Source organism: Novosphingobium sp. BL-S-33 (assembly GCF_056857025.1).
Genome location: NZ_CM166474.1, coordinates 3,595,943 through 3,608,507, shown reverse-complemented (window position 1 = coordinate 3,608,507; position 12,565 = coordinate 3,595,943). Strand labels below are relative to the sequence as shown.

General features: G+C 64.6%; 10 protein-coding genes. 2 read left to right on the top strand and 8 right to left on the bottom strand.

Annotated features, from left to right (window positions below; all coding sequences use genetic code 11):
* Nucleotides 1–122: 122 nt before the first annotated feature.
* Nucleotides 123–998, bottom strand: a complete 876-nt coding sequence (locus AC1VVM_RS16635) for a hypothetical protein (RefSeq protein WP_482904704.1) — start codon at nucleotides 996–998, stop codon at nucleotides 123–125.
* 161 nt (nucleotides 999–1,159) lie between these two features.
* Between AC1VVM_RS16635 and AC1VVM_RS16630 the strand changes: the two genes are divergently transcribed.
* Complete coding sequence (locus AC1VVM_RS16630; RefSeq protein WP_482955531.1) at nucleotides 1,160–2,863, top strand: dipeptidyl-peptidase 3 family protein; 1,704 nt, start codon at nucleotides 1,160–1,162, stop codon at nucleotides 2,861–2,863.
* A 62-nt stretch (nucleotides 2,864–2,925) separates the two neighbouring features.
* Here the strand turns inward: AC1VVM_RS16630 and AC1VVM_RS16625 are convergent, their stop codons facing one another.
* From AC1VVM_RS16625 to AC1VVM_RS16595, 7 genes are all read right to left on the bottom strand, one after another.
* A complete protein-coding gene (locus AC1VVM_RS16625; RefSeq protein WP_482955530.1) occupies nucleotides 2,926–3,936 on the bottom strand; it encodes an IS30 family transposase in 1,011 nt (336 codons plus the stop codon).
* A 135-nt stretch (nucleotides 3,937–4,071) separates the two neighbouring features.
* On the bottom strand, nucleotides 4,072–5,007 hold the full coding sequence (locus AC1VVM_RS16620; protein WP_482904701.1) for a quinone oxidoreductase family protein: 936 nt from the start codon (nucleotides 5,005–5,007) through the stop codon (nucleotides 4,072–4,074).
* A gap of 99 nt (nucleotides 5,008–5,106) precedes the next feature.
* On the bottom strand, nucleotides 5,107–6,588 hold the full coding sequence (locus AC1VVM_RS16615) for a DUF4403 family protein (protein ID WP_482955529.1): 1,482 nt from the start codon (nucleotides 6,586–6,588) through the stop codon (nucleotides 5,107–5,109).
* Between the two features lie 156 nt (nucleotides 6,589–6,744).
* Complete coding sequence (locus tag AC1VVM_RS16610; RefSeq protein WP_482955528.1) at nucleotides 6,745–7,167, bottom strand: VOC family protein; 423 nt, start codon at nucleotides 7,165–7,167, stop codon at nucleotides 6,745–6,747.
* A 54-nt stretch (nucleotides 7,168–7,221) separates the two neighbouring features.
* Nucleotides 7,222–7,581, bottom strand: coding sequence for a hypothetical protein (locus AC1VVM_RS16605; RefSeq protein WP_132386797.1), 360 nt, complete (start codon nucleotides 7,579–7,581; stop codon nucleotides 7,222–7,224).
* A gap of 237 nt (nucleotides 7,582–7,818) precedes the next feature.
* Complete coding sequence (locus tag AC1VVM_RS16600) at nucleotides 7,819–8,241, bottom strand: UrcA family protein (RefSeq protein ID WP_482904697.1); 423 nt, start codon at nucleotides 8,239–8,241, stop codon at nucleotides 7,819–7,821.
* A 411-nt stretch (nucleotides 8,242–8,652) separates the two neighbouring features.
* Nucleotides 8,653–9,054, bottom strand: a complete 402-nt coding sequence (locus AC1VVM_RS16595) for a UrcA family protein (RefSeq protein ID WP_165912161.1) — start codon at nucleotides 9,052–9,054, stop codon at nucleotides 8,653–8,655.
* Between the two features lie 541 nt (nucleotides 9,055–9,595).
* Between AC1VVM_RS16595 and uvrA the strand changes: the two genes are divergently transcribed.
* Nucleotides 9,596–12,562 (top strand): excinuclease ABC subunit UvrA, encoded by a 2,967-nt coding sequence (gene uvrA, locus AC1VVM_RS16590; RefSeq protein WP_482904696.1) that lies wholly within the window; start codon nucleotides 9,596–9,598, stop codon nucleotides 12,560–12,562.
* Nucleotides 12,563–12,565: the final 3 nt, after the last annotated feature.

The following is a 12,565-nucleotide window of genomic DNA, read 5'->3' as shown; positions in this document are numbered from 1 at the left end:
CGAAGGCGGGGGCCCCGCTTCCTGGCAACCTCTCGCCCCGCACGACAGAAGCGGGATCCCCGCCTTCGCGGGGATGACGGGTTCTTTGGGAGTGGGAGGTGCTGCGAACGATTGCCGCCGTCCTACCGCTTCGTGCACTCGCCAATCCGCTGGGCGCTCAGCTCGGACTGAAGCGTGGAGAAGAACGGCAGCTCGCGGCCATTCGGCGATTTCGCGTCAAAGTGCACGTTCTTGGTGATCTCGATACGGTTCGCGTCGATACGCCCGGTGAGTTTGCCCTGCTTGATCGCGCCGCCCTGCAGGAAGCAGCTCAACGAGCCGGAAATGTCCTTGCCTTTGACCTTGATCTTCCAACTGCGACAGGCCGGCGGCATGGCGTTGTTCACGGAGGTTTCGGGCGTTTGCAGGGCATTCGCGAAAGCGTGAAGGTCATCGTCGGACATGCAGACCTGCCACTGGTGGACCGATGGGGGCGAGACACGGTCCAGGCTGGTGGTATGGGTGCTGTATTCGACGAAGCGCCACAGCCCCGCCGGAATGGGGTGGCGCGATCCGGCAACGGTGATCTCGTTGGAGGTTTCGGGAGCAGGCGCCGCGTTGTCCTGCGGAGTGCCGAGGTTCTCCGCGATGTCCGTCTCGAACGAGGCTTCGGCGGCTCCGATCGGAACGTCCTGCGCCGCGAACCGGTTGATACGGTCGTTCAGACAGGCTTTGGCGCGGATTTCTCCGGAGTACCCTTCGAGCAGGCACTGCTGCAACATGGAGCAAAGGACGCGATCGGCGGCGGGCGATCCCACGGAGGGGTGCGGCACGCAGCCTCTGAGATAGGGGCCGCGCACGGTGTATTCGATATTCGTGATCCGCATCTTGCGGGCCGTCACCACGATTGGATCGCCGATGGTTTCGGGCGCCTCGGCCAGCCCGGAAAAGCCGCTGGCCATCAGGAACAGGCAAGCTGAAGCCGTGAAAAATCGGCGCTTCAGGGTCGATGGCGGCATCTCTTCTCCGGGCATTCTCTGATGCTTGTTGTTGATATGCTAGCAAAGAATGAGGCGCGGGTCTTGGTTCGGCTGAACGGTTTCGGCGGCGCTCGCGGCTTTTCTCATGGATCGCTTGGGTCTAGGGTCCGCGCCGAGAACAGACCCGAAAGGCTCCCCCCATGTTCGCGCCTAAGTTCGTCCCCAAGTTCGGCCCCATCATGCCCACCACCCGCTTCGCGCTCGCTCCATTGCTGCTTGCCGCCAGTGTCTTGCAGGCCCCGCCCGCCATGGCGCAGACGGCCGCGCCGGTCTACGATCTTGCCGCGCAAAAGGCGAAGCTGGCGACCGTGCACATGCAGGTCGATACCAAGTTCCTGACACCTGAAGAGCGCGATGTCGTCAACAAGCTGATGAAGGTCGCCGACCTGTTCAGCGAGATCTACATGCGCCAGCGCTATGCAGAGAACCCGCAAGTGGGCCGCGCGATTGCGGCAGACCGGAGCGCCAACCGCGATCTGCTGGTGGAGATGTTCCACCGCAACTTCGGCCCGTGGGACGAACTGGCCGATCTCCACCCGTTCTGGGGTGACAAGCCGATGCCCGAAGGCGCCGGTTTCTATCCCGAAGACCTGACGCAGCAGGAATTCGAGGCCTATCTCGCCGCCCATCCGGACCAGAAGGCGGCGCTCACCAGCCCCTATACGGTGGTGCGGCGCGATGGGAGCAAGCTGGTCGCGGTGCCCTATTCGCAGGCCTACAAGGAATGGCTGGAGCCTGCCGCCAAGCTGCTCGACGAGGCGGCGGCGCGCACCAGCAATGCGAGCCTGAAGAAGTTTCTGAGCCTGCGGGCCAAGGCGCTGCGCACCGACGACTACTTCGAGAGCGAATTGGCGTGGATGGACATCGAGGGCACGCCGATCGAACCGGCTATCGGGCCTTATGAAGTCTATACCGATCGCCTGATGGGCGCGAAGGCCTCGTTCGAGGCTTTCGTGACGCTGAAGGATCCCGAGGAATCGGCCAAGCTCGCCAAGTACAAGGCCTTCCTGCGCGATATGGAAGCGAACCTGCCGATCCCCGACGAGTACAAGAACTTCCAGCGCGGTTTCGCCAGCCCCATCGCCGTGGCCGAGCAGGTGCGCGGTGGCGGCGACAATGTGCCGGGCCCGCAGACCATCGCTTTCAACCTGCCCAATGACGAGCGGGTGCGGGAGGCCAAGGGCGCCAAGAAGGTGATCCTCTCCAACGTGCTGGGCGCCAAGTTCGACCTGATCTTGAAACCGATGGGCGCGCTGGTGCTGGTGCCTGAGCAAGCGGCGCTGGTGGATCGTCGGTACATGCAGTTCGAGACGCTGTTCCACGAACTCTCGCACAGTCTCGGGCCGGGCACGATCGTCGTCAATGGCGAGAAGACCACCGTGGACAAGGCGCTGAAGGAGCAGAACTCCGCCATCGAAGAGGCCAAGGCCGATGTCGCGGGGGTGTGGGACCTGCTGCTGATGATGCAGAAGGGCGAATTGCCGGTGGCGGAGAAGCCGCAATTGTTCGCGACTTACGCGGTGGGCGTGTTCCGCGCGGTGCGGTTCGGCGCGGTGGAGGCGCATGGCAAGGGCGCGGCGCTGCAATACGGCTATCTGCGTGCGAAGGGCGCCTTCGTCTTCGACCCGGCGACCGGGCGCTTCACGGTGGACGATGCGAAGATGGAAGCGGGCCTGCGCGACCTGCTCCACGACATGCTGATGTTGCAGGCCAGGGGCGACTATGCCGGGACCATCGCGTTCATGGACCGCTGGGCGAAGCTCGATCCGGAGGCGGAAGGCGTGATCAAGGCAATGGGTACGCTGCCGGTGGATATTCGTCCGATCTATCCGGATAGCGTCTGACGGTTCCATCGGCCGAGCCTTGGCTCAGGTTGCTAAAAAGCACGCTGCTAACCCCAAACCCGTCATCCCCGCGAAGGCGGGGCTGTGGATTCACATTCGAAGTGCAACGGTTGAAGAGAGCATGCCTCGGCGGGTGTTTTGAAGTCGAGGCATTTTCGCGGTGTATTGTTGTAGCGTTGGATGATGTCCTCAAAGTGGGCAGGCGAGAGATCCTCGATGTTGGTCTTGCGCGGCAGGTCGCGTCTGAGGCGGCCGATGGCGTTTTCGACGCCGCCCTTTTGCCATGGGGCATGGGGGTCGCAGAAGAACGTATCGATGCCGAGACGGTGCAACCTGTGGTGCTGTGCAAACTCGGTGCCGTTGTCGAGGGTCAGGGTTTGGCGCAAGGCGGCGGGCCAGGGCCGCAGCATGGCGGCGAGCAGGTCGGCGGTGCGCCGGGCCTTTCGGTCGGGCGGATGGCAGATCAGGGTGTAGCGCGAGGAGCGTTCATGGGCGACGAGGATGGCCTGGCCGTATCGGGCGAAGAGCATGAAGTCGGCCTCCCAGTGGCCGGGCCGGGACCGATCCGCGGCCTCGTCCGGGCGCATGGCGATGGGTTGGCGCTTGGCGATGAAGCGGACCGAGGATCCGCCGGGCTTGCGGCGCCATCCGCGGCGGGCCTTGGCGCGGGGCAGATAATGGCGCCATGATCGATCGTTCGTCCGCCTGATCTGGGCATGGATGAAGCGATAGATGCTCTCGTGACTGATGATACGCACGCCGGCCTCGCGGGCCATGCGGCCGGCGATCTGCTCGGGTGACCAGCCGGCCGCGAGGCGGCCCAGCACGCCCTCGCGCAAGGCCTGATCGCGTTCGAGGCGCATGCCCGACCAGCGCCGGGCGCGCGCCTGCTCTTGCGCATAGCCGGGCCGATAGCCCACCGTGCTGCCGCTGTTGCGCTTCAGCTCCCGAAAGATCGTCGATGCCGAGCGATGCCGAGCTGCCGCGATCTGGCGCAGCGATTGCCCGTCTTCATGAAGACGGGCAATCGTACACCGCTCTTCCAGATCAAGCTGTTCGTAAGCTCTTCCCATGACAACACCATAACCTGGTGTTGCACTTCGTTTGTGAACTTGGCGGATCCCGCTTCTTGCGGCTGAACGAGAGGTTGCAAAGAAGCGGGGCCCCCGCCTTCGCGGGCGCGACGGTTCTCAATTCCGCGACTATACCTAAGGCCGCAGGACCACGCGGCCGTAGACGCCGCCCCGGCGGGTGAAGGCCCAGGCCTCGCCCGCCTCGCAGAGCGCGAATTCGTGTTCGACCGGGATTTCGACTTCGCCGCGCGCGACGCGGTGCAACTCGCGCTCGACGAGTGCATGGACCGCCGGATCGTCCATTGGCGCGAAAAGGCCGATGGCGAAGTGCGCGAACCTCGGGTCCCGGTACTGGTTATCGCGGCGGAAGCTGGCGTAGCGCCCGCCCGAGACCGTCAGGCGCGACAGTATGTCATAGTCCGCGCCCAAGCCGGTATCGACGACGAAATCGAAGCCGCGCCCGTCGCTCGCCTCCAGGCAGGCGGCCAGCACGTCATTGCCGCACCTGTCGATCAGGTGGGAGAGCCCGTAACCGGTCAGGGTATCCTGGCGAGAGGTGTCGGCGGCGATGCCCGTCACCCGCGCGCCCGCCTGCGCTGCCGTCTGCAACAGGATGAGCCCGATGGCGCTGGTGACGCCGTTGATGAGCAGCGTCTCGCCCTGCCTGAGGCCGCCGCGCGCGAAAAGCGTGGCATGGGCCGAGGCGAAAGCATGGGGCACGGCCGCCGCGAACGCCGGGTCGATCCCTTCGGGCAAGTGCCAGACGGTCGCCTCCGGCACGGCGAAGAGTTCCGCGAAGGCGCCGCCGGGATGGTGGCCGACAACCCGGTCCCCCGCGGCGAAGCGCGTGACCGCAGGCCCGGCCGCGATCACGGTGCCGACAGCCTGACATCCCGGGATCCGCGTGGGCACCGGCGCCGGCAGGGTGGCGGGGTCATGCGTGTCCACGCATTCCAGCGAGGCCAGCTCCACCTCGATCAGCACGGTATCGTGGCCGATCGCGGGCTTTGTCGCCGGGGCATAACGCAGGTCGATCCTGCCGTTGCCGCCGTGCTGGAAAACCGCGTTCACCTTGCCCTCCGCATCATGTCTGGCTGGATGGAATTACAGAATATAGTATACAAATTGTGATGTCCACGCGATGGGGCTGGAAGCGAGCGGGCCCTGCGCTCATTCGTCGACCTTGACCGTTGCCACGCCGCTGCCGCGTACGGGCAGGTAGAGGCCCTGACCGGCCGCCCGGATCGTGCCGGTGTGCACGTCCTGAACTTCGGCGCGGATCAGCAGCTTGCCCGCGCGCTTTTCGGCAATGGCACGGTCGATCTTGCCGAGCAGTTTCTGGAAGTCGTTCTCGAAGTTCTGGCCCAGCGCATCCGCCAGCGTGGCGGAGAGTTCGGGCCCATTGGCGAAGCTCAGCAACAGATCGCTGCCGACCATGTCGATCCCCCCGCTTACGTGCAGCGCGGTGAACGCCACCTTGCGGGAATCGGGAGCATTCGCGGGCAGGGCGGTCAGCCAGACGGTGCCGCTCGATTTGCCCAGATAGCCCCTCGTCCCCTCGACCGAGAGTTCGATGCCCACCGCGATCCGCCCGCCGGTGGTGCCGTAGATCGTCGCCTTGCGGAACTCGGCGCGCACGGCACCGCCGCCGGGCACGGTGAACGGCCGCTGCTGGCGCTTGACCAGAGCCTTCATCAGCACCGGCTCCAGCTCGCGATAATCGGCGATCACCGGGATGAAGAAGGCGATCCGGCCCGCCTCGCTGGCGAGGGGGCGCATCGGTGGCAGCGCTGTGGGCTGCGGATCGTCCCGCCGCTCGCCGACGAAGGTCTCGGTCAGCGCCTTGAGACCGAGCCGCAACTGCAGGCGGTGCCCGTTCACGGTATAGCCGCCGTATTGCAGCTCCTGCGGCGTGATCCGCATCCACACGGGCGGATTGCGCTTGTTGAGTTCCACCGATGTGAAGGCCGCTGCCCAGGCCTGCTCGATCTTCGGCCGGACGTTGATCTTGGCCAGTTCCGCGCTCAGCTGCTTTTCCAGCCCGGCCACGATCGGGGCGAGCTTTTGGTCGGCAGGCTTGGACAGGTCGATGCGCTTGCCGAGGAAGTCGAGGTGCGGGCTGTCGATCCAGTGATAGGAGATCTCGACCTTGCCGCGCAGGTGCCAGTCGGGCGTCAGGTCGAGACGGACGCGCGCGCGGGCCTCAGCGCGGGCGCTCGCGGTCTCGTGCTTGAGCACGCCGCCGATGTCGCGCGCCTGCACTTGTGCGACGATGGGAATGGTGAAGACAACCTCGTTGCCGGTCCCGGAGAAGCGCAAGGCCCCGCGCCGTGCATCGCCGACGATGTCGCACTTGATCTTCGGGGTCTTGATCTTGACGAAGGCCACTTTGACCCGCTTCGAGGGCAGGCAGTCCAGCCCGGTCTGGTCGATCGACCAGAGCGTGCGCGGAATTTCCCGCTCCAGCGCGGGGCCGAGCGGGGAAATGTCTGCCTCGACGGGGACTGTCAGCAAGGACGCCTGCGGTTCGATGACGATGGCGTCATTGGCGCGGGGCGGCGGACCTTCGCCGGACGCCTTTCGGTGACACCCGGCAGGCGCGAGCGCCAGCACCAGCAGGCCGAGAGCGGCGGAAACGCGCTTTGCCTTCATCTCACCTCGGATCCGGCCGCATTTCCATCCCGCGTAAATACGCGAGGTGCCGCTGTGGTTCCAGTCATGCGAAAGTCTGAAAAACCGGAAATTCCGGCAGGGAATTGGCCGGTGCCCCGGCGAACATGCCCGAGCGGGCGTTGCTCAAACGGACATTCAGGTCGCGAAAAGCTGGTCCAGCTGCGCGAAGGCCTTCATCTCGATGGCATTGCCCGAAGGGTCGCGGAAGAACATGGTTGCCTGCTCGCCCGCCTGACCGGCGAAGCGGATATAGGGCTCGATTCCGAAAGCGACACCGGCTTCGCGCAGGCGCAGGGCCAGCGCTTCCCAGTCTTCCATGGACAGCACGATGCCGAAATGCGGTACCGGCACGCCGTGACCGTCTACCGGGTTCGAAGCGCGATCCCCGCGCGCCATGTCCGGTACGAGGTGGGCGACGATCTGATGGCCGTGGAAGTCGAAATCGACCCAGGCGTCGCTGCTGCGCCCCTCCCGACAGCCCATCAGCCCACCCCAGAACGCACGTGCGGCGTCGAGATCATGGACGGGGAAGGCGAGGTGGAAAGGGCGCAGTGCCATGGGCCGGATCTTACGCGCCGCTCATGCGGTTCGCCAAGAGGGGCCGGTCAGAAGTCAGCGGCAGCGTGAATAGTCGCCGGCGCGGCAGGCGGCGACATCGCGGCGCCATCTCGCAAGGTCGGCCTCGTACTGGCGGCGGGCTTCGGCGTAATCGCGGGCGCCGTCGTCGCTGGCGCTGCTGCGCCGGGCATCCGGCGACTGCCGATAGGCCTTCCAGCCTTCGGCATACTGCGCATCACGTTTGCGCACATAGGCCAGCTGGTCCTGATTTAGCTTGCGGATCACGGCGCGATCGCGGGCAATGGCCTCGGGCGTCATGGTCGGATCGCGTGGATCGTCGGCATGCGCGGCACTGGCGATGCCGAATGCGAAAACCGGTGCAGCAAGCGCCAGAAGGATGGGCGACCCCCTCATGTAATTCTCCGTCCCTGAAGGTGTTTGCGCGCATCTGTGACCACGCGAACGGGCCGGCGCAAAGCCTATGCGACGAATGGTGACGCGCGGGGACGGACTGTGCGGCGCCTGCGACAGAAAGAGGATTTCTCGGGGAACCGGCCCCGAGCCGGAGCCAGGAACCACGGGTCATGAAATGGAAAGCGCCGCCCCCGCATGGGGGAGCGGGGGCGGCGCATTCAGGGCGTTCCGATGCGGTCAGTGATCGGAACGTCCGGTGGCCGGACCCTTGGAGATGGCAAGGGCGGCCACATGGTCGCCGCGATCGCGAGCGGCGAGCATGGTGTCGCGCGCCGTATAGGCCCGCTGCGCGCTTTCGCTGCGGCAATCATGGATCTGGGCGCGCCCTTCAAGATCGCCGATGTCGGCGTGGCCGCAGACATGATCGATTGCCGAATTGATGCGCGCATCCAACCGCGCGCGTCCTTGCGGGGAAGTGAGGTCAAGGTCGGCATACCGCACCAATTCGGTGGGCCTGTCGCCATCCGTCATGGTGGCGGCAACGGTTTGCGCGAGAGCCGGCGATGCGATCGGCAGCGCGGTGCAAAGCAGCGCGACACCGGACCACAAAGTACGGGTGGAAACGAATTGCGAGGTTTTGCGGCTGTTAAAATGCGTCATGCTCGTATGCTCCGGTCGGTCCGGGGGAATCCCGGCACGGTGGTGGATTGCGAGCGACCCTCATGGCGTTGCTTCGTTATTGTCGGCCGCTTTGGTGGCGGTCTTTTGAACGGTGTTTGGGAGGGATGGGCCGACCTGGGTGACCGCGAATTGCGGCGCACGATGCGGCATCGATTCCCCCGAGACCATCCCGCAATGCGCGGACGGCCTCCTCTATTTCTCGATTGTGAAACATTAAATACAGTGACGGAAAATTAATTCCGCAACGTACAAAGTAACTGCAAGCTGGCGTAATCCTATTGCTCGGACAGTATTGCCTATACAACAGGGCGCTTGCCGAAAATTTCAGTCTGCTAACTCAATGATGCGTCCCGCCGATCCGGAAAGGGCAGGACCGGCGGACGCAAGGGCTCAGCGCCGGGCAAAGACCGCCATGGTTTGCGGGGTGCCGGCCGAAGCAAGGGTCTGGCCACTCGCCCGGGCGGCCATGTGCTGGGCGAAGAGTTCGTCACGTGCCGCATAGGCACGATCGGTGGACTCATCGCGGCAGTCCCGCATGTGGCTGAAGTCGTCAAGATTGCGGACATCCGCGTCTCCGCAGACCGTCCGGACCGCGGAATCGAGCCGCGTGGTGAGCCGGTCGCGGCCCGCCTGGCTATCTAGATCGAGGTCGCTGTAGCGCACTTCGACGCGCGGAACGTTCGGATCGATGGCGCGATTCTTGACAAGGACGTCTTCTGCCATGGCCGGCGCGGCCAGGCCGAGCGCGGCACCGAACAGGACGGCGGAAGCGAACAGGGAAACCTTGGTCATCTCAGGTACTCCTCCTTTAAGGGCGCAGTCGGCCTTTCGCGGAACCTCCCTGTCCCACGATGCAAATGAACTGCGACGACCCTGGTGCGATCTGAAAATTCTTGTTTTACAGGCGCGTTGTGCGCACCTGCCCCGCCGTGAACTCACGTTGTGAATCCAAGCTGTGAATTCGATCGGCAATAAGTGCGTTAGCCTGTGCGACGTCCCGGGCCGGTTCATTCACCTGACGATCTACTTTGTCATGCAGGTCGACATAATAGCAAAGGGTGAGTCGTTACTGTAATCAGGCAGCGTCTCTATTACTGATTGGGATGACGGTTTCAAGTCTGCAAACTAACGGATCGGCAAACGACATTGCACGACCGATAGACGACATTCGATTGCCGACGAACGGCGTGACCGGTGGAAGCGGCGCCGAGGGGAGGGCGGGGGGCGGCATACGTTGCAATCGGGCCTGCCGTTCCCACATGGCTTCGCGGCCCCCATTTTGCGGCGCAGCGTGCCTTGCGTATCGTGAACAAATCTGGAACATATCTCCCCCATGAGTCTCTCCCACATCACCGTACGCGGCGCCCGTGAGCACAACCTCAAGGGTTTCGACATCGAGCTCCCGCGTGAGAAGCTGATCGTCATCACCGGCCTGTCGGGTTCGGGGAAATCCAGCCTCGCGTTCGACACGATCTACGCCGAGGGCCAGCGCCGCTACGTGGAGAGCCTCTCCGCCTATGCGCGCCAGTTCCTGGAGATGATGCAGAAGCCGGACGTCGAGCATATCGACGGCCTCAGCCCCGCGATCTCGATCGAGCAGAAGACCACCAGCCGCAACCCGCGCTCCACGGTGGCGACGGTAACGGAGATCTGGGACTACATGCGCCTGCTCTGGGCGCGCGTGGGCATTCCCTATTCGCCCGCCACGGGCCTGCCGATCGAGGCGCAGACCGTCTCCAACATGGTCGACCGGGTGATGGAACTGCCCGAAGGCACCCGCGCCTACCTGCTCGCGCCGGTCGTGCGCGGCCGCAAGGGCGAATACCGCAAGGAATTGGCCGAGTGGCAGAAGGCGGGCTATACCCGCGTGCGCATCGACGGCGAACTCTACGCCATCGAGGACGCCCCCGCGCTCGACAAGAAGTACAAGCACGACATCGAAGTCGTGGTGGACCGCATATCGGTCAAGGACGGCATCCAGACCCGTCTTGCCGACAGCTTCGAACAGGCGCTGAAGCTGGCCGAGGGGCTGGCCTATATCGACCTTGCCGATACGACGGTGGCGGAGGTTTCCGGTGCTTCGACAAGCTCGGCACGAGCGGGGAAGGGGGGGCGCTCCAAGTCCGCTCAGCCTGAGCCTGTCGAAGGCCAAGCGCAACCGAAGGGCATGAAGAAGGTCGGCCTGCCGCCGAACCGCATCGTCTTCTCCGAAAAGTTCGCCTGCCCGGTCAGCGGCTTCACCATCGAGGAGATCGAGCCGCGCCTGTTCTCGTTCAACGCCCCGCAGGGCGCCTGCCCGGCTTGCGACGGATTGGGGGAGAAGCTGCTGTTCGATCCGCAACTTGTGGTCCCGAACGAGCATCTCAGCCTCAAGCAGGGCGCCGTGGTGCCCTGGGCCAAGTCCAACCCGCCTTCGCCTTATTACATGCAGGTGCTCTCCAGCCTGGCCGAGCACTTCGGTTTCGACCTCACCACGCCGTGGGACGCGCTCTCGCCCGAGGTGAAGATCGTCATCCTCTACGGCACCGCGGGCAAGGCCGTGCCGCTGACGTTCAAGGACGGCAAGAAGGAATACACGGTCAACAAGCCGTTCGAGGGCGTGATCGGCAACCTCAACCGCCGCATGATCCAGACCGACAGCGCTTGGATGCGCGAGGAACTGTCCAAGTTCCAGACCGCGCAGCCCTGCGAAACCTGCGAGGGCAAGCGTCTCAAGCCCGAAGCGCTTTCGGTGAAGATCGCCGGCAGCGACATTGCCGACGCCGCGCGCCTTTCGGTGGCGGACGGCTTCGCATGGTTCGGCAATCTTGAGGAGAAGCTGACCGCCCAGCAGCAGCAGATCGCCAAGGCCATCCTCAAGGAAATCAACGAGCGCCTCGGCTTCCTCAACAACGTCGGGCTCGATTACCTCAACCTCGACCGTACCAGCGGCACGCTGTCAGGCGGCGAAAGCCAACGTATCCGCCTCGCCAGCCAGATCGGCTCGGGCCTGTCGGGCGTGCTCTACGTGCTCGACGAACCCTCGATCGGCCTCCACCAGCGCGACAACGACATGCTGCTGGAAACGCTCAAGCGCCTGCGCGACCTGGGCAATACCGTGATCGTGGTCGAACATGACGAGGACGCGATCCGCACGGCCGACCATATTGTCGACCTTGGCCCCGGCGCCGGCGTCCATGGCGGCGAAGTGGTGGCCGAAGGCACGCTGAAGCAAGTGCTCAAGAGCAAGAACAGCCTCACCGCCGCCTACCTCAACGGCACGCGCAAGATCGAGGTGCCGACCAAGCGCCGCAAGGGCAACGGCAAGAAGATCGTGGTCGAGAACGCCCGCGCCAACAACCTGAAGAACGTGACGGCAAAGTTCCCGCTCGGCACCTTCTGCTGCGTCACCGGCGTTTCCGGATCGGGCAAAAGCTCGCTCACCATCGACACCCTGCAGGCCGGCGCCGCGCGCCAGCTCAACGGCGCGCGCGTCGTCGCCGGGGCGCATGACCGGATCACCGGGCTCGAAAACTGCGACAAGGTGATCGAGATCGACCAGTCCCCCATCGGCCGCACCCCGCGCTCCAACCCCGCCACCTATACCGGCGCCTTCACCCAGATCCGCGACTGGTTCGCGGGCCTCCCGGAATCGGAAGCACGCGGCTACAAGGCCGGGCGCTTCAGCTTCAACGTCAAGGGCGGCCGGTGCGAGGCGTGCCAGGGCGACGGCCTGATCAAGATCGAGATGCACTTCCTGCCAGACGTCTACGTCACGTGCGAGGAATGCCACGGCAAGCGCTACAACCGCGAAACGCTGGAAGTGAAGTTCAAGGGCCACTCCATCGCCGACGTGCTCGACATGACGATCGAGGACGCGGAGGAGTTCTTCAAGGCCGTGCCGCCGATCCGTGACAAGATGCACATGCTGAACGAGGTGGGCCTCGGCTACGTCAAGGTCGGCCAGCAGGCGACCACGCTGTCCGGCGGCGAGGCGCAGCGCGTCAAGCTCGCCAAGGAACTGGCCCGCCGCTCCACCGGCCAGACGCTCTATGTGCTGGACGAGCCAACCACCGGCCTCCACTTCGAGGACGTGCGCAAGCTGCTCGAAGTGCTCCACCGCCTTGTCGAGCAAGGCAATTCGGTGGTGGTGATCGAGCACAACCTCGATGTCATCAAGACCGCCGACTGGATCATCGACATGGGCCCGGAAGGCGGCGTGCGCGGCGGCGAGGTGATCGCCGAAGGTACGCCGGAGGATATCGTCAAGGTGAAGAAGTCCTTCACCGGGCACTACCTGAAACCGCTGCTGGCCAAATGACCG